General features: G+C 73.9%; 11 protein-coding genes. 8 read left to right on the top strand and 3 right to left on the bottom strand.

Annotated elements, in window-relative coordinates; all coding sequences use genetic code 11:
- Nucleotides 1-34 precede the first annotated feature (34 nt).
- Nucleotides 35-565 (top strand): MerR family transcriptional regulator, encoded by a 531-nt coding sequence (locus tag EDD27_RS19260; RefSeq protein ID WP_127933644.1) that lies wholly within the window; start codon nucleotides 35-37, stop codon nucleotides 563-565.
- A gap of 622 nt (nucleotides 566-1,187) precedes the next feature.
- On the opposite strand, the gene EDD27_RS19250 is transcribed toward EDD27_RS19260, so the two are convergent.
- From EDD27_RS19250 to EDD27_RS19240, 3 genes are read right to left on the bottom strand one after another with little or no spacing between them, the layout of a single operon-like run.
- Nucleotides 1,188-2,261: a saccharopine dehydrogenase NADP-binding domain-containing protein gene (locus EDD27_RS19250; protein WP_127933643.1), complete on the bottom strand. Its 1,074-nt coding sequence runs from the start codon at nucleotides 2,259-2,261 to the stop codon at nucleotides 1,188-1,190.
- Nucleotides 2,258-4,204, bottom strand: coding sequence for a condensation domain-containing protein (locus tag EDD27_RS19245; RefSeq protein WP_241564132.1), 1,947 nt, complete (start codon nucleotides 4,202-4,204; stop codon nucleotides 2,258-2,260). Before EDD27_RS19245 ends, EDD27_RS19250 begins: the two co-directional genes overlap by 4 nt.
- Before the next feature lie 22 nt (nucleotides 4,205-4,226).
- Entirely contained in the window at nucleotides 4,227-5,345 is a 1,119-nt protein-coding gene (locus EDD27_RS19240; protein WP_127933641.1) for a class I SAM-dependent methyltransferase, read from the bottom strand.
- A gap of 114 nt (nucleotides 5,346-5,459) precedes the next feature.
- Here EDD27_RS19240 and EDD27_RS19235 point away from each other — a divergent pair, with 114 nt between their 5' ends.
- From EDD27_RS19235 to EDD27_RS19205, 7 genes are all read left to right on the top strand, one after another.
- The gene (locus EDD27_RS19235; RefSeq protein ID WP_127933640.1) at nucleotides 5,460-9,470 is read left to right on the top strand and encodes a non-ribosomal peptide synthetase; all 4,011 of its coding nucleotides are present in this window, start codon (nucleotides 5,460-5,462) and stop codon (nucleotides 9,468-9,470) included.
- Complete coding sequence (locus EDD27_RS19230) at nucleotides 9,467-15,934, top strand: type I polyketide synthase (RefSeq protein ID WP_127933639.1); 6,468 nt, start codon at nucleotides 9,467-9,469, stop codon at nucleotides 15,932-15,934. Before EDD27_RS19235 ends, EDD27_RS19230 begins: the two co-directional genes overlap by 4 nt.
- A gap of 11 nt (nucleotides 15,935-15,945) precedes the next feature.
- Nucleotides 15,946-17,481, top strand: a complete 1,536-nt coding sequence (locus EDD27_RS19225; protein ID WP_127933638.1) for an ABC transporter substrate-binding protein — start codon at nucleotides 15,946-15,948, stop codon at nucleotides 17,479-17,481.
- Nucleotides 17,482-17,491: 10 nt separating this feature from the next.
- Nucleotides 17,492-18,430: an ABC transporter permease gene (locus EDD27_RS19220; protein WP_241564131.1), complete on the top strand. Its 939-nt coding sequence runs from the start codon at nucleotides 17,492-17,494 to the stop codon at nucleotides 18,428-18,430.
- Between the two features lie 107 nt (nucleotides 18,431-18,537).
- The gene (locus tag EDD27_RS19215; protein WP_241564130.1) at nucleotides 18,538-19,329 is read left to right on the top strand and encodes an ABC transporter permease subunit; all 792 of its coding nucleotides are present in this window, start codon (nucleotides 18,538-18,540) and stop codon (nucleotides 19,327-19,329) included.
- Nucleotides 19,326-20,759 carry an ABC transporter ATP-binding protein gene (locus EDD27_RS19210; protein ID WP_127933636.1) on the top strand — a complete coding sequence of 478 codons (1,434 nt, stop codon included), beginning with the start codon at nucleotides 19,326-19,328 and terminating at the stop codon, nucleotides 20,757-20,759. The genes EDD27_RS19215 and EDD27_RS19210 overlap by 4 nt, the downstream gene beginning before the upstream one ends.
- Entirely contained in the window at nucleotides 20,746-23,220 is a 2,475-nt protein-coding gene (locus EDD27_RS19205) for a methyltransferase (protein ID WP_127933635.1), read from the top strand. Before EDD27_RS19210 ends, EDD27_RS19205 begins: the two co-directional genes overlap by 14 nt.
- Nucleotides 23,221-23,256: the final 36 nt, after the last annotated feature.

Here is a 23,256-nt window from a genome sequence, read left to right as displayed (position 1 = left end):
TGCCCCGCCACCACACAGTGAGGTCACACCGCAGATGGACACATCGGCAGATGCTGCCGCCCCCGATGACGCTCCGGCCGCGCCCGGGGGTGGTGGAGATCACCTGCACATCGGTCAGGTGGCCGCTCGGACCGGGCTGTCGCTGCGCACCATCCGGCACTACGACGAGGTGAGCTTGGTGCGGCCGTCGGCGCGCAGCCGGGGTGGGTTCCGCCTCTACACCGAGGCGGACGTGGCCCGGCTGATGGTGATCCGCCGGATGAAGCCGCTGGGTTTCACGCTGGAGGAGATGGGCGAGCTGCTGGCCATCACCGACCGGCTCGTCACCGACCGGCTCGACCAGGCGGGCCCGGCAGCGGGTCGGACGCCGCTCGGCGCGCTCGGCGCGGCCGAGCGCGCCGACCTGCGGGCGCGGCTTGAGCGCTTCGAGCAGGCCGCCCAGGAGCGATGCGCAGCACTGCGCATCCAGCTGAACCGCGCCGAGGAGTTCGCCGCCGAGCTTCACCAGCACGCCATCAACCTCGCCGCTGACGACCCCTGTGTGCAGGAGGACCCGTCCCGGTAAGCGAGCACGCAAGCTGCAGGAGCCCGGGCGGGCGGCACTACCGGGACCGCATGGACGGGTGCTGCGTCCACGAGGCCTTTGACCTCAACGGGGGTTGCCCCTTATGGGCCACGGCGTAGCGCCGGTTCGTCGCCCCGAGCTCCAGGTGCAAGCAGACATCATGGGGGAGCGCATGCTTGCCGCCTCCGACCACGACGGACATGGAAACAGCTGCGGCTCTCGACCAGGCCGGCTTTGAGGACGTGCACGTGCTGCGCGGTCCACGGGCGGTACGCCGGCCCCGGCCTGGCCGCGTGAGGGGGTGTGTCATCCTCGACCCACGCCTGACGAGATGCCCAACCGTGCGTTGTGGGATCTGCGTGCCCGCGTGCACGGCACCACCCCCGCCGACCGGATCTACGACGTGGATTCGTTCCTGGCCGGGCAGCAGACGCTCGGCTCGCTGGAGCGCGAGGTGGTCGGTGACGTAGCCGGGAAGGATCTGCTGCATCTGCAATGCCACTTCGGGATGGACACGCTGAGCTGGACTCGGCTCGGGGCCCGGGTGACCGGGGGTGGACTTCTCCCCGGTCGCGATCGAACGCGCTCGCGGGTTGGCGGAGCAGGGCGCCAGGATCCCTCGTCATTCGACGAGGAGCTCGTCCACCAGCGGGTCATCGCGCAGCGTGGCCGCGACGGCGTCGGGGTCGAGCGCCTCCGCCGCCAGGTGCACGCCGGATGGCACGGAGCCCGCCAGCACCGCGCGGGTCGCCAGTGCCATCACGACCCCGCTCAATGCATAGGAGTCCACGGCCTTGAGCAGCACCCTCGCCGGGCCGGGTGGCGCACCTGGATGCGAGCGGGCGGTGAACAACATGACGTAAAAAGCGCCGAAGTCGGCGTTGTCCTGCAGCGAGGCGCGCACCACGGTGTCCGCGTGCGGTGCCAGGGCGGCGGGGTGGATGTCGTCCGCATCGGCCCACACGGCTGCGAGGGCCTCCGGGAGGCGGTTGGAGACGAACACGTTGTAGGAGCGCACCTCGTCGGCGCCGGTGTCCGCGGCCAGGGTCTGCGCCTCGGTCGTGAGGTACGGCCACGCGTGCACCGGCACCGGGAAGCCGGGCAGCCGCACCTGGTGCAACGGGATCAGCGTATGGGGGGCCACCCGGCTGTCCCGCCAGGCCGCCATCGGCACCCCGAACTTCGGTCCTCGGGTCAACAGCGCGTCCACCGCGGACAGCGGGGTGAAGACGGCCGCGCCGCCCACGTACACGTCGAGGCGGCGCAACGGCCGTCCCTTGGCCAGCAGCCGGGGCAGCAGGCCGGAAAGCCCCGGCATGACCCCGGCCGAGAACACCGCGATCCTGCCGGTGGCCACGTCGCGGCCGGTAAGCGCGTCCTTGGCGGCCAGTTCGCCGCCGATGTCCACATAGTCGGCGCCGGCCGCGAAGGCGGCGCGGGCCACGGTGTCCAGGATCTGGTACGTGGGTCCCGCGCAGTTGACCACGATCCGGCACCCGTCGCAGAACGCGGCCAGCTCGGCGGGGTCGTTCAGGTCCACCCGGACCGCCTGGGCGGGAGCGGCCAGCGAGCCCGCGAGCTCGGCGGCGCCCGTCAGATTCCTGCCGCCCACGCGAAGCGGTCCGAGACCGTAGGTCGCAAGGCGCTGCGCGGCCGTGCGGCCGACCGCGCCGGTGCCGCCCAGCAGCCCGATCATCGCTGGTCGCCGAGGCGAGAGCGGACGGCGAGCGCCACCCCGGCCACCGTCGAGTCGGCCAGGAACTCGCGCACCGGCACGGACACGCCGACTTCCTTGGCGAGCCGCACCACCGCCCGTACCGCGACCAGGGAGTCCCCGCCGAGGCCGAAGAAGTCGGCGGCACGGTCGAGCACGGGCACCTCCAGGAGTTCCTCGAAGACGTCGGCGACCGCCTGCTCCAGATCGTCGGCCGGAGGCCCTTCGCGGTGGCGGACGATCGGCTCGGGCAGCAGGCCGAGCCGCAGGCCGCCGTCGCCGGCGCACGGGTCGGCGGCCTCGGGCAGACCGGGCACGCGGTCCCAGCCGGCGCCGTCGGCGAGGCCGTCGACCAGCGCCACGAACTCGGCGAACGCCGCCGCCACCTGATCGGTCTCGAACAGCTCGTCCACGAGCGAGAAGACCGCCACCATCTCCGGGCCCAGTTCGAAGCAACGGACTTCGATCGCGACCTGCGGAGTGCGCAACTGGTGGAAGTAGTCGGAGGCGACCACCCGGCCGAGCGGCCCGGCGTCCTGGGGCGGCCCGCCGCCCATGGCCGCGTCCACCCCGAGCACGCTCTGGAACACCACCGGGCCGACCGGCCGCCAGCTTCCACGGCGGCGGGCCAGCTCGCGCCCGACCTCGACACCGGTGATCAGGTTGTGCGCGGCATGCTCACCGGATGCCGCCTGCACAGTGGTGGCGAGCTCGGCGAAGGTGGCGCGCGGATCGAGGTCGAGGGGGAGCAGCATGGTGGCGGCGAACGCGCCCACGACCCGCTGCACGTCGGGATGGAGGGGTAGCCGGTTGAGCTGCAGCGAGTTCAGCAACATCCGGCGATGTCCCGCCCAGCGCGCGAGCACCAGGCCGAAGGCGGTCAGCATGGCGGTTGACGGGGTCACGCCCCGGCCGCTGCACTGCTGCCGCAGTGCGGCCCAGCTCTCGGCGCTCCAGCGGTGCTCCCGGTTGCCCATGGTGACCGGTCGCACCTCCTGGGGGTCGGCGGCGAGCGGCAACGCCGGCGGTCCCGGCAGCGCGTCGAGCCGGGACCACCACCAGTCCCGGTCGGCCTGCCACGCCTCGGTGGCGGGCAGCTCCGCGAGCGAGGTGACGTAGTCGCCGAAGTGGATCTCCAAGGGCGGCAGGGCGGCGTTCCAGTCGGCGACGAAGGTGAGCAAGTCGCGGCTGAGCACGCTGGAGGACCACCCGTCGAAGACCAGCAGGCTCAGGCCCAGGTGAAGCCGGCCCGCACCGCCGGGCAGGAGAGTGAGGCGAAGATCCAGGCCGGGGCCGCTGGTGGGGTCCGGGCCGCGGGTGCTCATCTCCTGGCGTACGTCCCTGAGGGCCGCCGCGATCTCCTCGCCGTCGGCGTCCCGCAGGTCGTACACGCGGACCTGGGGCACCGCGCCTGGCGCGGACATCGGCAGGACGTGCTGGCGGCCGTCAGAGGTCACGCGGGCCCGCAGCGTGGGCTGGTGCACGGCAAGCCGTTCGACCGCGTCCGCCAGTGCGTCGGCGGCCTCGTCGCCGTCGACTCCGGTCAAGGCGTAGTCGAGGTAGTAGTGGGCGGAGTCGTAGGACAGTTCCCACCCGTCCTGCTGCCCGACGAAGTAGCCCTGCTGCAGGGGGAGCAGGGGGAATTCCGCGTGGGGGTCGGGGCGCGGCGTGACGGTGATCGGCAGGGCGCGGGGCGTGGGCTCGCCGGACGCGCGTCGCCGTACGAGCTCGGTCAGCTCGCCCAGCGTGGTCTCGACCCGCACCTCCGACAGGGCGAGCGTGACGCCGAGCCGTTTGCGCACCAGCGCCGACATGCGGACCGCGAGCACCGAGTCGCCGCCCAGGCGCAGGAAGCCGACATCGTGCGGGATCTCGCCGGGCGGCAGGCCGAGCAGCTCCGACCAGATCTCGGCCAGTTCCTTCATGGGCACTCCCATCGTCAGGTGATCAGCGGGTGGCGACGAACAGGCGCTGCGACAGCGCGGCCAGCGGGTCCCCGGCGCGGGGCAGGTCGACCTCGACCCGCAGCCCGCCGGCTTCCAGCGAGCCCCGCCATTCCTCGCGGCTCAGGTACGTGCGGGTGGTGCCGGCGCGGCCGTCGAGCCGCCGCGGCGGGCCGTCCTCCGTGGACAGGGCGAACGGCATCGAGGTGAGCGACTGGGGGTGTTCGCGGACGGTCTCGATGAGCAGCACCCGCCCGCCGGGGGCGAGCAGCGCGGCGACCTGGTCGAGCAGGCGGCCGACGTGCGGCGCGTTGTGCGCCATGGTGGCCGCGACGACCAGGTCCAGCTCTTTCGGCTGGTGTGGCAGGTCGCGGGCGATGTCGAGCAGCGCGTACCGCAGGAAGCCGGAGTCGAAGCGGCGTCGCGCGGTGTCGAGGAAGAACGGCGACAGATCGGTGAAAAGGTAGAACTCGACGGGCCGGGCGGCCAGCACGGGCAGCAGGTCGGCGGTGGTGGCGCCGATGCCCGCGCCCAGCTCCAGGATCCGCAGCGGACGGGTGGCCCGTTCGGCCTGGTCCCTGAGCACCTCGGCCGCGGCGGCGTTGAGGTAGCGGTTGATCAGGTTGTCGCGGTAGACGGCCTCGGCGGTGGCGGGCTCGCCGTCGGGATAGAGCAGCGCCTGCACGCCGATCTCGTCGCGGAGCAGGGCGGGCAGCAGCCGCAGCGAGCGCAGCATCAGCTCGGCCAGCTCGGCGGGGTAGCCGAGCGCCAACCGCGCGGCCTCCATGCGGGTGCGGGCGGCGGCCAGCTCCGCGCGCCGGGGACCGTGCAGGCCGTGGTAGCGGCCCGCGGCGTCCCGGCTCGCCAGGCCGGCCGCGCGGAGAGCGGCGAGCCAGTGACCGGCGATCCAGCGGTGCCGCCGGGCGGCGCCGAGGTCGTCCGCGACCACGCCGGGCTCATGCGCCGCGCCGTCGCGCAGCCGGGTACGCCGGTGCAGGTCGGCTGCGATGCCCAGCAGGACCAGGCGGTCCAGGTCGTGGATGGCTTCAGCCGCGCCGCAGGTGTCGGATCCGGCGATCGCGGCGTGCCCGGCGCGGTCCGCACGATCGTTCAGGGGCGACATAGGGCGAGATCGTACGAAATAACGGTAATCATTTTCAAGATCTGGACAAAGTGCCGAAGTTGTGTAGCAATGAAAACCGTTTCCATTGACTGATCTCCGTGGAAGGGGTCTCCCTTGGGTTCCGCCACCGTCGAAGATGTGCTCGCCTGCCTGGCCGACGTTCTGGAACTCCGGCCCTCGGACCTGGACCCCGACACCCCGCTCATCTCCTTGGGGCTGGAGTCCTTCACCGCCGTGCGGCTGCGGCGGCGCCTGCTGGAGGAGTCCGGACTCGACCTGCCGCTGACGGCCTTCCTCGGGGACGCGACCGCGCGCACGGTCGCCGCCGGGACCGTGCCGGACGAGTCGGCGCAAGCGGGCGAGCCGTTCCCGCTGACCCCCATCCAGACCGCCTACCTGGTCGGCCGGGACCCGGCGTTCCCCCTGGGCGGAGTGGCGACCTTCTACTACTTCGAGTACGACCGCGTGCCGCAGGGGCCGTCCGAGGCCGACCTCGACCGGTTGGAAAGCGCCTGGAACCGGCTGGTCCGGCGGCACGCGATGCTGCGCATGGTCGTGGACGCCGACGCCCGGCAGCGGGTGCTCGACCAGGTGCCCGACTACGCCATCGCCCGTGTCGACCTGCGTGGCGAGACACCGGAACGCGCCGAGCAGGCGCTGACCGCGCTCCGTCATGAGTGCTCGCACCAGGTGCTTCCCGCCGACCGGTGGCCGCTGTTCGACCTGCGTGCGGCGTTCCTGCCGGACGGCCGTACCCGGCTGTTCGCCGGCGTGGACGTCCTGGCCCTGGATCTCATGAGCTGGATGCGCCTGATGCGGGAGTGGGGGCAGTTCGTGGCCGACCCCGCCCTGGAACTGCCCGCGCCGCCGCTCGGCTTCGCCGATCTGGTACGGCGCCGGCTGGAGGATTCGGCCGAACAGCGGCGGCGCGAGCTGGACGCCGCCTACTGGGCCCGGCGCGCGCCGGGCTTGCCGGACGGACCTGCTCTGCCCTGGACGCGCGGCCCGGCGGAATTCCGCGGTCACCGCATCACCCGGCACGCCGCCGAACTGTCCGCCGAGGACTGGGCGCAGCTGCGCAAACACGGCGCGGCACACGGACTGAGCCCCACCGGCCTGCTGCTGGCGGCCTTCGGCCTGGTGTTGCAGCGCTGGGGCGCCCGCGAGCCCTTCTGCCTCAACACCACCCTCTTCGACCGCGACGACCTCGCTCTCGGCGACGACACCCCGGGCCTGGACAGCGTTGTGGGCGACTTCACCAGCACGGTCCTCGTGGAGATCCCCACGGCCGACCCCGGACGCTGGTACGGCTTCGCCGGCTACGCCGCCGCCGTCAACCGGCAGTTCTGGACCGACCTCGACCACCGGGCCGTCTCCGGGATGGAGGCACTGCGTGCCGCGATCGAGTCGGGCGAGCGCCCCAGGGTGACCGACCCGGCCACCGGCCTGCCCGTGCCCACGCACACCGTGGTCTTCACCAGCGGAGTCGGCCTGGCGGGGCCGGGCGACCCGCCCGCCGCCTGGCTCGGCACGGAGGTCTTCGGCGTTTCGCAGACGCCGCAGGTGATGCTGGATCACATCGTCTGGGACGAGGACGGCAGGCTCCGCATCGCGTGGGACGCCGTGGACGGGGCGCTGCCGGCCGGGTTCGTCGACGGGATGCTGGCCGCGCACGTCCGCCTGCTGCGGCGGCTGGCCACGGAGCCCGAGCTGTGGACCGACCCCGCGCTCGGCTGGGATCCGTCGTTCCTGGCCGACGAGGACGTGCCGGGCGGGGCGTTCGACGGGGCCGGTCCGCTCCTGGACGACCCGCTGCGCACCGCCGCCGAACGGTCCCCGTTCGTACCCTCCCTGCTCGACCTGACACGCGAGGTGACGGCGGGGGAGCTGGCCGAGCGCGCCGCCCGCACCGGACGCGCGCTGGCCGCGCTCGGGGCCGGGCCCGGCGACCTGGTGGCGGTGGCGGCGGACAAGGGCCTCGCGCAGGTCACCGCGCTGCTGGGGGTGCTGGCCAGCGGGGCGGGGTACGTGCCGGTGGAACCCTCCTGGCCGGCCGGCCGGGTGGCCGCGCTGTGCGAGCAGGCGTCGATCCGGATGGCGCTGCTCGCCGCGGAGGCCGACGACGCCGCGTGGCCGGAGCAGGTGATCGTGCACCGCCTGGACGACGACGGCGTTCTTCAGCATCCCGACGAGGCCGAGCCGCGGCGGCCCGCGCCGGACGACCTCGCCTACGTGATCTTCACGTCGGGCTCGACCGGGCGGCCCAAGGGCGTGGCCATCGAGCACCGCGCGGCCCGTACCACTCTGAACGACCTCGCCGAGCGTTTCCCCCTCGGCCCCGGCGACCGGGTGCTCGCGTTGTCGGCGTTCAGCTTCGACCTGTCGGTCTACGACATCTTCTCCGTTCTGGGCTCCGGCGGCGCCGTCGTGCTGCCCGATGCCGGCCGGCAGCGCGATCCCGGTCACTGGCTGGAGCTGATGGCCCGCCACCGGGTCACCGTGTGGAACACCGCTCCCGCGCTGCTGGAGATGCTGGTGGAATACGCCGAGCTGGAGCCGGAGGCGGTGCGCGGGGCGCTGTCCACGCTGCGGTTGGTGTTCCTGTCGGCCGACTGGATCCCGGTGACCCTGCCCGACCGGCTGCGGGCCCTGGCCCCGCACGCCGAGGTGGTGAGCCTGGGCGGCGCGACCGAGGCGTCCATCTGGTCGATCTGCCACCCCATCGGCGAGGTCGACCCGTCCTGGCCGAGCATCCCGTACGGCAGGGCGCTCCGGGGTCAGTCCTTCCACATCCTCGACGAACACGGCCGGCCATGCCCGGTCGACGATCCCGGCGAGCTGCACATCGGCGGGGACGGTCTGGCCCGTGGCTACGTCGGGGACCCGGGGCAGACGGCCGAGCGGTTCATCACGCACCCGATCCTGCGCCGCCGCCTTTACCGCACGGGCGACCTCGGACGCTGGAGGTACGACGGGACGATCGAGTTCCTCGGCCGGTTGGACCGGCAGGTCAAGATCCGAGGCCACCGGATCGAGCTCGGCGAGATCGAGGCCACCCTTGACCGGCTGCCCTCCGTGCGGCAGGCGGTGGCCCGCGCGGTGCCCGGTCCCGACGAACGCCCCCGTCTGGTCTGCTACGTGGTCCCCGCCGATCCGGCGGCGCCGCCGCCGGACGACGAGCTGATCGAGACCTTGCGGACGAATCTGCCCGGATTCATGGTGCCCAACCGCTTCCTGACCATGGACGCGCTGCCGATCACGGACAACGGCAAGATCGACTACAAGGCGCTCGCGAACCCGTACCAGCGGTCGGACGCTCCGGCCGTGGATGAAGCCTCCCAGGTCGACGTCCCCTCGGAGACGCTTTCCGCGCTGACGGCCGCCGAAGAGGACGCACCGCGTGTGAGGGCGATCACGGCGACGGCGACGCGCGGGTTGCGTCTCAGCCTCACCGTCTCGCCCGACGGGGTGATGGAGCTCGTCGTGGAGGGCAGCGCCGACGGCGAGGGGCTCTCCGGGTCCGTCGCCGCCACCTCCTCGCAGCCAGGCACCACCGCCCTGCCGCACTCCGCCGCTGGGCCGGCCGCCGTGCCGCAGCCTGCTGGGCCCGCGGCCGGGACGCACTCAGCCACCGCATCCCCCGGAGTGCTTCCCGCCACGGTCGCCCCCGGAGTGCTTCCCGCCACGGCCGCCCCCGGAGTGCTTCCCGCCACGGCCGCTGCCCCGCTCCATCAGGAGCCGACGCTCGCCGCCCTTGCCGCGGGGCCGGATCCGCAGGTGGAGCGGGTCGTGGCCCGGGTGTTCAGCGAGTTGCTCAAGACGCCGGTCGATGTCACCACGCCCTTCTTCCGGCTCGGGGCGTCGTCCCTGACCATGGTGCTCGCCCATCGCAAACTGCGAGCCGAGCTGGACGACGGGCTGACGGTGGTGGACATGTTCGCTCGGCCGACAGTCCGGGAGCTGGCCACGTTCATCACCGCCCGAAGGGAGGCGCCCGGCGACGGCACAATACCCGCGGAACCATCCCAGGACGGTGCGCCGCCGGCGGCCGAGCCGGAACCCGCGTCGGGGCGGGCCGCTGCTCGCCGGGCCGCCCGGGCGCGTGCCGCGGAGCTGGCCGGATGACCGCCGTGCCGAACCCGCCCCTCCCCGACCCCGGCGAGTCCGGGCCGATCGCCGTCGTCGGCCTGGCCTGCCGCTTTCCCGGGGCGCCGGACGCCGAAGCGTACTGGGAGCTGCTGCGCGACCGCCGCGAAGGCCTGACCAGATTCACCGATGACGAATTGGCCGCTCGCGGTGTGCCGAAGAGGCTACGAGCGCACGCGGGTTTCGTCCCGGTCGGCGGGCTCATCGAGGGCCAGGCGGATTTCGATCCCGAGCCGTTCGGGTTCAGCGACGCCGAAGCGGCTCTCCTCGACCCCCAGCAGCGCCTGTTCCTCGAATGCGCCTGGCACGCGCTGGAACACGCCGGCCATGGGGGCGGACGCGGGGCCGGCGCGATCGGGGTCTTCGCGGGTGCTATGCAGAGCGCCTATCTGGCGAGCAACCTCATCGGCCGATGGGATCCGACCGGCGCGGGGCGGGACCCGCTCGGCAGCCTGCAAACCGCGATCTCGACCCAGGCCGACTACCTGCCCCTGCAGACCGCCTACCGGCTCAACCTCACCGGCCCGGCGGTCGCGGTGGCGACCAGCTGCTCGACCTCGCTGGTCGCGGTGCACCTGGCCGCGCAGTCGCTGCTGTCCGGCGAATGCGACACCGCGCTCGCGGGCGGGGTGTCGCTGATCGTTCCTCAGGGCCAGGGGTACGTGCACGTCCCCGGCGGCGTGTACGCGGCGGACGGGACGATCAGGCCGTTCAGCGCGAACGGCACCGGCATCGTCTACACCCAGGGCGTCGGCGTGGTGGTGCTGCGGCGGCTGGCCGACGCGCTGGCCGACGGCGATCCCGTCCTCGCCGTGTTGCACGGCTCGGCCGTCAACAACGACGGGGCCGACAAGGCCGGGTTCACCGCGCCGTCGCTGCGCGGCCAGACTCGGGCGGTGGCCGAGGCGCTCGCGGTGGCCGGTGCGTCGCCGCGCGAGATCGGGCTCATCGAGGCGCATGGCACCGCCACCGCGCTGGGCGACCCCATCGAGGTGGCCGCGTTACGGCGGGTGTTCGGGGACACCGGCCCGGCGTGGTGCGGGCTCGGGTCGGTGAAGGGCAACATCGGCCACGCGAACTCGGCGGCCGGCATCGCCTCGTTCATCAAGGCGGTCCTGGCCGTGCACCACCGGGTGCTGCCCGCGTCGCTGCACGCCCATCCGCTCAACCCGCTGCTCGCTCTGGAGGAGTCGCCGTTCGAGGTGATCGCCGAGACGCGGGACTGGGACACGCCTCCGCTGGCCGGGGTCAGCTCGTTCGGCATCGGCGGCACCAACTGCCATGCCGTGCTGGGACCGGCCCCGCAGCGTCCGCCCGTCGCCGCCGACCCGCGGCCCCAGCTGCTGGCCGTCTCGGCCGCCACCGCCGAGGCCGCGGCCGCCACCGCCCGGGCCGTGACGTCCGGAGCCGAGCCCGGCGAGGCCGATCTGGCGTACACGCTGGCGGTGGGACGTTCGGAGCTGGCCTACCGGGTGGCGGGCGTGGGCAGGGCAGGGCTGGCCGTCGCGACGCCGGTCAAGGCGGACGGCCCGCGCGTGGTCTTCGCCTTCCCCGGTGCGGGGAGCGCGTATCCGGGGATGGGCGGTGGGCTCTATCGCGACGAGCGGGTCTTCGCCCAGGCCGTCGATGAGTGCGCTGAGCTGTTGCGCCCGCTGCTGGGCGCCGACGTCCGCGACGCCATGGACCCGGGGATCGCCGAGGGGCGCGTCCGCGACGCCGGCTTCGGGTTGCCGGCGATCTTCGCGGTGTCGTACGGGGTGGCGCGGCTGCTGGCCTCGTGGGGCGTGCGGCCCGACGCCGTCGTCGGGCACAGCCTGGGTGAATGCACTGCCGCGGTGGTGAGCGAGGCGCTGCCTCTTGCCGAGGCCGCCAAGCTGGTCGCCGCCCGGTGCGCCGCCGCCAGAGCCGCGGGCGGCGGCGCGATGCTCGCCGTCCCGCTCGGCGAGGACGATGTACGTGAGCTGCTGTCCCGCCATCCCGGCCTCGACCTCGCCGCCGTCAACACCCCGGCCGCCTGCGTGGTGTCCGGGTCCGCGGCGGCCGTGGACCTGCTGGCGGACGAGCTTCGCGAACGTGGCATCACCGGCACGAGGCTACGGGTGGACGCCGCGATGCACTCCCGGCTGATGGAGCCGGAGCTGCCCGGGCTCGGTGCCGCACTGGCCGATCTGACCGGCGGCGCCCCGGTCGTGCCCGTGTTCAGCACGGTCACCGGCAGGCCGATCGGCACCGAGCTGGCGCAGGCCGGTCACTGGACGCGGCAGCTGCGCGAGCCGGTGCGGTTCGCGCAGGCCCTGCGAGCCGCGGTCGGTTCTGCGGGCGACACGCTCCTGGTCGAGGTGGGCCCGGGGACCGCCTTGTCCGCTCTGGCTCGCAGGAACACCCTGCCGGCTCTGCGGTCCGTCGTGACCACGCTGCTGCCGGACGAGCCCGAATCGGTGAGCCTGCGGCAGACGGCCGGCACCCTGTGGGCCCACGGCCGCCCCGTGGACCTGGCCGCGCTGTCCACCCCTGGGCGGCGGCGCGTGCACGCGCCCGGCTACGCCTTCCAGCGCCGCCACCTGTGGATCGACCCTCCGGCGGAGGGCACGTCGCTGGAGGTCGCCGCGGACGAGCCGCTGCAGGTTCCGGTCTGGAACCAGGTCGTGCCGGCCGGGCCGGTCGCGGTTCCGGACGGGCGCTGGGCGGTGATCGGGACCGGCGCGTTGGCGGACGCCCTCCGTGGCGAGCTGGGCGGGGCCTCGGGCGAGCCCGTGACCGGACTGGTCGTCGTGGCATCGGAGGAAGCGGCCGCCGGCGGTGACGCCGTCTCGGCCGCCGTACTCGCGTTCGGCGAGGCCGCGGCCGTGGTCGCCGCCCAGGCTGATCAGCCGTGTGTGCTGCTGGTGACCCGGCACGGCGAGCAGGTCGGCGGTGACCCGCCACCCGATCAGGCGCAGGCGGCCGTCCGCGTGCTTCCCCGCGTCCTGGGCCAGGAACAGCCCGGGTTGCGCTGGGCCACGCTCGACCTCGGCGTACCGGCCGACCCCCACGCCGACACGCGGGCCGTGCTCCGCGAGCTCGGCACGCTGGCGAGCGGCGAGGAGACGGGAGCGGAAACCGCCGTGCGCGGCACGACCCGTTGGCGCCGCCGCCTGGCGCCCTGGACCGGGGCGGTCCCCGAGAAGACCGCCGTGGTGCCCGGCACCGTACTCATCACCGGTGGGCTGGGGGCGGTGGGGCAACTGTTCGCCAGGCACCTGGCCGCGCGCGGGCATCGAGTGGTCGTCACGTCCCGTACGGCCGCCCGCCGCGGGACCGGCCTCGACGAAGCCGGTGTGGAGGTGCGGGCCTGCGACGCCGCCGACCCCGTCGCCACCTCGGCCCTGATCGTGGAGCTCTCCGCCGACGGGCCGATCGAGCTCATCGTGCACGCGGCAGGCGTGGTCGCGGACGCGCGGCTGGACCCGCTGCGCTCGCTGGACCCCGGGCAGACCGCCGAGCACGTACGGGCCAAGGCCGGAGGAACGATCGTGCTCAGCGACGCGATCGCCGCGCTGCCGGCGGAACGCCGGCCACGGACGGTGCTCCTCATGTCCTCGGTGACCACACTGGTCGGCGGCGTCGGCATGGGCCCGTACGCGGCGGCCAACGCCGCAATGGACGCGCTCGGCCGCGCCGCGCCCGGCCCCACCCAGTGGGTCAGCGCGGTCTGGGACGGCTGGCGGGTGGGCGACGACGGAGGTGAGGCCACCGTCGTCCTCGCCGACGCCCTCGACGCGGCCACCGGCACCGAGGCGCTGGACCGGCTGCTGGCCGCCCGTGCGGCGGGCACGCTGCCCCCGATCGTGGCGGTCGCCGCGACCGATCTCAACGTGCGCGTCGCCGCGGCCGGACGGCCCCGGCAGGCCGTGGCCACCGGCGACATCGCCCGGCTGAGCCCGGCCGAGCGAGCGGTGGCCGAGGTGTGGTCGGAGCTGTTCGGCGTGCCCGTGACCGATCCCGACACCGACTTCTTCGCGCTCGGCGGCCACTCCCTGCTGGGCGTACGGATGCTGGCCGCGCTGGGCGAACGGTTCGGGGTCCAGCCGGGCATGAGGGAACTGCTGGCTGCGCCCACCGTGGCGGGCATCGCCAAGCTGATCGAGTCGGCACGCTCGCAGCCGTACCCGACCCTGGAGATCACTCCGGACGCGGACGCCGTCGACCGCGACGGCACCTTCGCCATGACACGGGTTCAGCACGCGTACTGGATCGGCCGGGACGGCGGCTACCGGTGGGGAGACCTGCCCTGCCGCTTCTTCCTCGAGTACGACTGCCACGGCCTGGACCTTGACCGCTACGAGGACGCGTGGAACGAGGTCGTGGCCCGCCATCCCATGCTGCGCGCGGTGGCCACGCCCGACGGGCGGCTCCGCGTACTGGACGACCTGCCCCGCTACCGGATCAGGGTCCACGACCTGGCCTCCATGACGGAGGAACGCAGGATGGAGCGGCTGGCCGTGCTGCGGGAACGATTGTCGACCAAGCCCGGCCCGCCCGATCGCTGGCCGCTGGCGCAGATCCAGGCGGCCCGGTTGCCCGGAGATGTGGTCAGGCTGTTCATCGGCGTCGATGTGCTCATCTGCGACGCCGCCAGCTGGTGGATCATCGAGTCGGAGCTGCGCACCCTCTACCAGGACCCCGGCGCGCCGCTGCCGCCGCTGGACCTGCACCCGGCCGCCTGCGCGGCCGCCCTGGAACGGCGGCGCGACGACCGCGCCGCGCGCTACTGGCGCGAGCGGCTCGACACACTGCCCGGCCCGCCCCGCCTGCCGGTCCGCGACCCGGACGGGACGCCGCCCCAGTTCGTACGGCGTGCCGCGCGGCTGAGCCGCGAGGAGTGGGCCAGGCTCCGGGACGCCGCCGCCCGGCACCGGGTCACGCCCGCGGCGGTGCTGCTGACCGTCTACGCCGACGTGCTGGCCCGCTGGGCGGGGTCGGCCGGGTTCTGCGTGACGCTGACACTCTTCGACCGGCCGCCCATCCACCCGCACGTCAACCGGGTCGTCGGCGACTTCACCTCCTTGCTGCTCCACGAGGTGCCTGCCGAGCCCGCCGCCACCTTCGCCGACCGGGCCGCCGCCACCCAGGCCAGGATGTTCGCCGACCTGGACCACCGCGGCTTCTCCGCCCTCGACGTGCTCGCCGAGCAGGCAGCGCGGACGGGGGAGGTACGGCCGGTGCCCGTGGTGTTCACCAGCGCCCTCGGCATCACCGACATGGTGGAAGGCGGTCGCCGCCTGGAGTGGGCCGGCGAGCAGGTGTACGCGGTCTCGCAGACCCCGCAGACCTGGCTGGACCACCAGGTGCTCGAACACGACGGCGAACTGCGGCTGCAGTGGGACGCGCTGGACGCCGCCCTGCCCACCGACGAGCTGGAGGCGGCGATCACCGAGCACGTGGAACGGGTGCGCGCCCTGGCCGGATCGTCCGACGCGTGGCTCCGCCCGGAACCATGGAGGCACGCCCCGCAGCCAGGCCACGCCGCACCATCCGCACGCCAAGCCGTGCCGACCCCGCGGGCGGCCGTCCAGGCCGGGCCGGTGCGGGACATCGTGCTGCCGCTGCGTGCCGAGCCCGGCGGCGCCGCCCGCCCCACGCTCTACCTGGCCCATCCGTCCGGTGGCGACGTGTTGTGCTACGCCGAGCTGTCCCGGCTCCTGGACCCCCGCGTGGACGTCGTGGCACTGGCCGACCCCGAGCTCGCTGGCGCGCCGGGCCCGGGACCCGAGACCATCGAGGGCATCGCCGAGCAGTACGTGGCGGCGATCGACGCCTCCGGCGGCCCCGGCCCGGGTCCCTGGCTGCTGGGCGGCTGGTCCATGGGTGGCTCCGTGGCTCAGGAGATGGCCGCGCAGCTCCACGCCGGCGGCAGGCACGCCGCGCTGCTGGTGCTGCTGGACTCCAACGATCCCGCACTGATCCGCGAGGTGCCCGGCCGCGACACCGCCGAGATCGCATGGGAGGTGACGGTACGGCACCTGCACGCGCTGGAGGCGTACCTCGGCATCGACCTGACCATCGGCGACGTACCCGAAGAAGGGCGGATGGCGGCGGTCGCCGAGCGGCTGCGCGAGCACCGGCTGCTGGGTCGCGGCGAGGACCTCGCGGGGCGGCTGTCCGTGTTCGCCAGGCATCTGCGCGCGCTGGCCGCCCACGCCCCCCGGCGCCTGGGCGACCCCGGCACGGCCACGTTGCTGATTCGTGCGGACCGGGCGTCGCCTCGCAACTCCGGCATCGGGATGGGAGTCGACGACACCCCGCCCGGCCGTCCCGACCTCGGCTGGGGGCGCTATCTGGACGGCCCCGTCGAGGCCGCCGGGGTCGACGCCCACCACTACGGCCTGCTGCACCCTCCGGCGCTGCCGGCTGTGGCCAAGCTGATCAACGCCGCGCTCGACCGGGCGCTGGCGCGACTGTGAGAAAGGTTGCCATGCATCCCCAGCTCCGCCGCCGGTCAGCGGCGATCGTCACCGCGGTCGCCCTACTGACGGGCTGCGCCGCCACGAAGCCGGCCGTCACCAGTTCCCCAGCGGCCGGCACCAGCACCGGGACGATACGCTACGCTGCGCCCGGCTCGCCCTCCAACGCCGTCACCGACCCGCACGGCCTGCTGCCCGGCGAGAGCGACGTGGTGAGGATGGCCCTGACGTACGACGTCCTCACCGTCCCCGGCGCTGACGGCTCCAGCCGGTCCCGCCTGGCGACCGCGTGGGAGCCGGATGCCACCTTGACGAAGTGGCGGATCACCATCCGGGGCGACGCCACGTTCTCTGACGGCCGCAAGGTCAAGGCGGCCGACGCGCTCTTCTCACTGCGTCGCATGGGCAAGAAGGCAGCGGAGAACTTCGGCCGCATGGCCATGTTCGACCTCGACGCCTCCAAGGTGATCGACGACACCACCTTCGAGCTGGTGACCAAGAAGCCCTACGCCGAGGTGGGCAAGGCGCTGGAAGGCGCGACCTTCGTGGTGCCGGAGGGCATCGACGACTTCACCAAGCCGGTCCCCGGCTCCGGGCCGTTCCGCCCGGCGAGCAAGGGCGGGGCGCAAGCGGTGGTCTTCGAGAGGAACGACGACTGGTGGGGCCCCAAGCCGACGGCCAAGGTCATCGAGGTACGAGCCGTGCCCGATCCGCAGGCACGCGCCCAGGCACTGCTGTCGGGCCAGGTCGACCTGGCCGGAGGGGTGCCGGCCACGCTGGCAAAGCAGCAGGAGGGCAACAGCGCGGTACGCCTGCTCCGCAGGCCCGGCGCGACCCTGTATCCGCTCGTCATGCGGATGGACACCAAGCCCTTCGACGACCTCCGGGTACGCGAGGCCGTGCGGCTCGCCCTCGACCGCAAGCAGCTCTTGGACACCGTCTTCCTCGGCTACGGCGAGATCGGCAACGACCTCATCACCCCGAAGGACCCGACGAGCCCCAAGAACCTGCCGCAACGCACCCGCGACCTCGCCCGCGCCAAGCAGCTGATGTCCGAGGCCGGTCTCGCCGGCGGCATCGACCTCACGCTGCACACCACCACGGCGTACCCGGGCATGGACAGCGCCGCCACGCTGATCTCCCAGCAACTCGCCGAGATCGGAATGAAAGTGAAGGTGTCCGTGGAACCGGCCGACACCTACTTCTCCGCCGTCTACGCACGAAAGCCGTTCTATCTCAGCTACCTAGGCGGCATCCCGTTCCTCGACGTGGTGAGGGTGACGCTCACGCCTGGTTCGCCCACCAACGAGACGGCGTGGAAGGACCCGGCCTGGTCCGCGGATCTGGACAAGGCCTTGGCCGAGCCGGACGACGCCGAGCGGCGCGCACTCCTCGCAGACCTGCAGACCCAGCTCCGTGACCAGGGCGGCTACGCCATCTGGGCGCTCAGCGACCGGCTCGACCTGGCCAAGGCGGGGCTGAGCGGCGTGCCCGAGGGGATCGGCTTCGCCTCGGCGTTCATCGACCAGGTCAGCCTGGACGGTTGACGTGGGGCCAGTGCCGCGACTGGCCCGCGCGCTGGTCAGGAGCGGGTTGCTGTTGATCGCCGCCTCCGTGGTGATCTTCCTGTGTACGGCGGCGCTACCCGGAGACGCGGCGGACGCGCTCGGCGGTGGCCGTGCCACCCCGGAGGAGCTCGCCCGGCTGCGAGCGGAGCAGGGGCTGGATCGTCCCCTGCACATCCGCTACCTGGACTGGCTGTCGGGGGTGCTGACCGGCGAGCCGGGCGCCTCGCTCATCACCGGGCGGCCGGTCGCCGAGCTGGTAGCGCAGCGCGCCGGCGTGACGGTCGCCCTGGCCGGGGCCGCGCTGGCGGTGAGCGTACCGCTCACGGCGGCCCTGTCCTGGGCCGCCGTGAGCGGGCCCCGGCGGCTGCGGTCCGCGGTGAACGCGCTGATCGTGGCCGGTGCCGCCCTGCCCCAAGCCGTGGTGGCGGCCGCGCTGGTCGCCTGGTTGTCGGCGGCCTGGGGGTGGTTCCCGCCGGTGTCGATGTTGCCCGCCGGAGAGCCACCCTGGCGCCGGCCCGACCTGCTGGCGCTTCCCGCGCTCACGCTCGCGCTGCCGGCCGCCGCCTACGGGGCCGCCCTGCTCCGGGGGGCGATCGCGGACGTGCTGGCCCGGCCATACGTTCGTGACGCCGAGCTCCGCGGCCTGTCGCCCGTCACGATCGGGCTCCGGTACGTGCTGCCGATGGTCGCGGCGCCCGCCACCCGCCTGCTCGCGGTCCTCCTGGGTGGGCTGGTGGCGGGCACCGCCGTGGCCGAGACCCTGTTCGGACTGGCCGGGCTGGGCGAGCTGCTGGTCACGGCCATCTCGACGAGGGACGTGCCGGTCGTCCAGAGCGTCGCCATCCTCGCCGCGGCAGTCGTGGTCGCCGGTCTCTTCGCCGCTGACACAGCCGCCCCACGCCTTCACCCGAAGGCGGCACGCCCATGAAGCGTCAGATCGGTCCTGCGAACGGCTCGCTTCCGAAGCGCCCAGTCGTGGGCACGGACGGGTGGGTCGTGGGGCGACAACCTGCCCTGGCTGCGCGTGAGCCGTCGGTGAGGCGGCGTGCCGTGCCGGTCTTCGGGGTCGTGGCCGGGGCCGCTCTGCTGGTGGCGCTCGGCGGGGAGGCGATGGCGGGGCACGATCCGACCGCGATCGTGGCGGCACCGTGGACCGGCATTGCTCCCGGGCTGCCGCTGGGTGCCGATGGGCTAGGGCGGGACGTGCTCGCCAGGGTCCTGGCCGGTGGACGGGAGCTGACCCTGACGTCGCTGGCCGCCGCCCTCATGGCCTCAGCCCTGGGGGTGGTGGGCGGGCTGTGGGCGGGATGGAGCCAGGGCCGGGCTGCCCGCGCGGTCGCCGGCGCCGCCGACCTGCTCTTGGCGCTTCCGCTGCTGCTGCTCGCCTTGCTCGTCGTGGTGGCGTTGCCAGGTCCCGCCGCCGTGATCGCCGGCACCGTCCTGGGCGGCACGCCGCTGACCCTGCGCGTGGTCGCCGACGCCACAGCCGCTTCCAGGCATGCGGGCTACGTCGAGGCGGCGCTGTCCCGTGGGGAGGGCGGCGCGTCCGTACTGCTGCGGGAGGTCCTGCCCGCGCATGCCGGGCTCGTCGGCGCGGACCTCGGCCAGCGGCTGGTCCTGGCGGTGCAGCTCGCGGCCGCGCTCAACGTCCTCGGCTTCGGACCGGCGCCCCCCGCGCCGGACTGGGCGGCCATGCTCCGCGAGAACCTGCAGGGCCTCGTGCTCAACCCCGCCGCGACGGTCGCGCCCACCGTCGCGCTGGCGGTTCTGGCCGGCAGCGTGGCGGCGCTCTCGCACGCCCTCGCCTCCCGGGACGGCCTCTCGTGACCCGGCCCGGGCTGACCGTTCGCGGGCTGACCGTTGCCGACAGGACCGGGACGGTGATCGTCGACCGGCTCGATCTGCGGGTCGCCCCCGGGGAGGTGCTGGCACTGACAGGCCCGTCCGGTACGGGCAAGACCACTGTGTTACGAGCCGTGCTCGGTGCGCTGCCCAGCGGTCTGACCCTGGCGGCGGGCCGGATCGAGTGGCACGGAGCACCCGTACGAGCCCCCCGCCGCTGGCGGCGGCGGACCGTCGGCTTTCTCGGTCAGGACCCGGCCTCGGCGCTGCATCCCCTGCTGGAGGCGCGGGCCGCGGTACGCGAGGCGCTGCCCAGGGCGGCGCGCGGCGGCGGCGCGGAACGGGCCCTCACGGCGGTCGGCCTGGACCCGGCCGAGATCGCCGGCCGCCGTCCGCACCAGCTCTCGGGTGGCCAGGCGCAACGGGTGGCGCTCGCCCGAGCCTTGGCGGCGGACCCGGAGCTGCTCGTCCTGGACGAGCCCACCAGCGCGCTGGACTCCGCCGCCCTCCGTCTCGTGCTTGACGTGGTACGGCGGCGGCGCGGCGACGGCCGGTCGATGACGATCGTCGTCTCGCACGACATGGGCGTGGTGGCCGAGCTCGCCGACCACGTCGTCCGGCTCGGCCCCGTGCCGTCGCCGGATGGCCGCCAGGCGGTGGCGGCGGATCGGGACGTCACGCGGAGACCGGCCGGCGGACCGGTGCTGGAGGTGCGCAGGCTGGCTGTGGCGCAGCCGCCTGGCGGCGCACCGTTGCTGTCGGAGGTCGATCTCGCGGTCTCGGAGGGGGAGTCCGTCGCCGTCCTTGGGCCGTCCGGCTGCGGGAAGACCACGTTGCTGCGCGTCCTGGCCGGGCTGCACCCCGCCGAGCACGGACACGGCACACTGCTGGGACAACCGCTGCCCTGGACGGTCACCGAGCGGACCCCCACCGCGATACGAGCGCTCGCCCTGGTCGGGCAGAACCCCCTCGACACGCTCAACCCGGCACGCACCGTGGGTGCGGCGCTCGCCCGCCCCCTCCGCACGCTCCGCGGCCTCCCCAGGAAGGCGGCCCGCGCCGAGGCGCTCCGGCTGCTGGACACAGTCGGCCTCACACCGGAACACGCACACCGCTACCCGGCCGCGCTGTCCGGCGGGCAACGCCAGCGAGTCGCCCTCGCCAGGGCGCTCGCCGGCAACCCAGCGGTGTTGCTGGCCGACGAGATCACCGCCGCCCTGGACGCCCGCACCGCGGGCCTCGTCCTCGACCTGATCGACACGTTGCGCCGCGACACCGGCCTCGCCGTCGTGGCGGTCACCCACGACCCGGCGGTGGCCTCCCGCGCCGACCGCGTGCTGCGCGTCGAAGGCGGCCGGCTGCACCCGTCCCTGTCCGACCACCTTGACCGGAGGCGTTCCCTTGACGTCCTATGAACCTCTGCTCGCCCACCCATGGATCGCCCGCGTGGACCGCACCGGCACCGGCGGGCTCGTCGTCACCGCCGACCCGGCGGCGCTGGCCGTACGCCATGAGCCGGGACGACCGCCTGTGCTCGGCGACCTGGTGGCCGAGCACCTCGAGCACTGGGGGGAGGTCTACGACTGGACCTACCGCTCCGGAGAGGGCACGCACCGCGCCGACCTCGACCTGTCCGGCTGGCGCGCCACCGACACCGGCGAACCGCTGCCCGCCGACCACATGGCCGAGTGGGCCGACCGCACCGCCGAACTGGTCCTGCGGCACCAGCCCTCCCGCGTGCTCGAACTGGGGTGCGGGACCGGGATGCTCCTGCACCGCCTCCACCCGCACCTGAAGGCGTACGTGGGCACCGACATCGCCGGACACGTCGTGACCCGCCTGGACGGACTCGGGCTGCCAGGCGTCACGGTCGTGCGGGCCGCCGCCCACGAGATCAACGGCGCCGCGGTCCGCACCGCCCTGGCAACCATGGGCGAACGGCCGGATTGCGTGCTTCTGAACTCGGTCACCCAGTGCTTCCCCAGCGTGGACTACCTGGCGGCCGTGCTTCGCGACGCCATTGACCTCGTCGTTCCCGGAGGGACCGTGATCGTGGGCGACGTACGCCACTCGGGACTGCTCGAGGAGCACTACCGCACGCTCGAACACCCGGCCGCCGGCGCGGGACCCGGGCAGCGTGCCGCCGCCGACACGGAGCTGCTGTTCGACCCCGTCACGCTGGCCGCCGTGGCGGCCGGCGCAAACCGGCACGTCACCCTCAGCTTCTTCGCCAAGACGCTGACGGGCGACACCGAGCTGACCCGATATCGCTTCGACGCCGTCCTGCACGTCGATCCCGTTGTGGCCCCTGCCGTGGCCGTCCACGTCTGGGACACCATGGGGCCGGACCCGCTGGCCGTCCTGGCCGGGCTGGCGCGCCAGGGCGACCCCGTCAAAGTGGTCGGCATCCCCAACGCCCTGCTCACGCCGGCGCCGGCCGCCCAGTCGGGGGCCGGCTTGCGTGCCGCGCTGCACGGCACACAGGCGGTCGTGCTCCTTGACCCCGACGACCCCATGCTGCTGCAGGCCGCGGTGCCGGCCGCGGCCGCCGCCACACATCCCGACGCCCTGGCGGGGGTGGGAAGGCCGCATGAGCCGCTGGGCGCGTTCGCCCGCAAGCGGCTCACCGAGGTGGCCCGCCGGGAACTCAGGCGCGCGGGGCTGACGGTTCCGGAGGACCTGACGGCCCAGGTCCCCAGCGGAGCGGGCCGCGACGTCGTCAGCCTGGCGCGGGACGCGGCCGGCGCCGACCGTGCGGGACGCGTCGCGCTCACGCGCATGGTGCCCGGTGCGCACGAGCCGGTGTCCGACGACATGCTCGCGCACCTGCCCGCCTCCATCCGGCGTTTCGACGAGATCGCGCTGCGGGCGCTGACCGGGCTCGTCGGCGGCGTCGTGCGTCCCGGCGCACCCCGGACGGTCGAGCAGATCATCGGGGCGCTCGGCGTGGCGCCTCGGCACGAATGGATCGTCCGGCGCTGGCTGGAGGTGCTCAGGACCGAAGGGCTCGTACGCCGGGATCCCGACGGCCGGCTCGAGACCGTGGCCTCCGAGCCCATGGGGGAGGACGACGGGGCGGGGCTGGACAGCGCCTGCGCCGCGCTCGGCTACCCGGAGCAGATGGCGATCTTCTTCCGGACCGCCCTCGCCCGCCTCCCGGAGCTGCTCCGCGACGAGATCATGGCTCAAGCGCTGTTGTTCCCCGACGGAGACCTGCTCACCTCGCTCAGCAAGGACCAGAACAACGTCAGCAACACGTACTTGAACGCCGCCGTCGGACACGTCCTGGCCCGCGCGGCGGCCACTCGTCCCACGCCGCTGCGGGTCGTGGAGCTGGGCGCGGGCGCCGGGGGCAGCACCGCCGCCGCGCTGGACGGGCTCGGGGACGCGGAGGTGGACTACCTGTTCACCGACGTGTCCAGATTTTTCACGATGACGGCCGAGGAACGGTTCGGCGACCGGCTCCGCTACGCCCTGCTGGACATCAACGCCGACCTCGTTGCCCAAGGAGCGGCACGAGCCGGCGCGGACGTGGTGGTCGCCGCCAACGTGCTGCACTGCGCACGGCACGCGGGACGGTCGCTGCGGTGGATCCGCGAGCTGCTGGCCCCTGGCGGGCTGGTGGTGGTGACCGAGGCGATCCGCGAGCACTACCTGGTGCTCGCCACCATGCAGTTCCTGCTGTCGCCCAGGGAAGGAGAGCCGGATCTCGGCGTCGGGGACCGCCGCGGCGGCACCGGGCGGGTGTTCTTCACCGGCAGAGAACTGCCTGCCGAGCTCGCGGAGGCTGGGTTGCGTCCCATCCTCGAGCTGCCCGGGTCCGGCTCGCCGCTGGCCGCGCCGGCCCAGCACCTGTTCGTCGCGGCCAGGCTCTGACACACCAGTACGGCGAGCGGGGCAGTGGGCCCGCCC

Source organism: Nonomuraea polychroma (assembly GCF_004011505.1).
Taxonomy (GTDB): domain Bacteria; phylum Actinomycetota; class Actinomycetes; order Streptosporangiales; family Streptosporangiaceae; genus Nonomuraea; species Nonomuraea polychroma.
The sequence above is the reverse complement of the archived record's forward strand: the minus strand, read 5'-3'. Positions and strand labels throughout refer to the sequence as shown.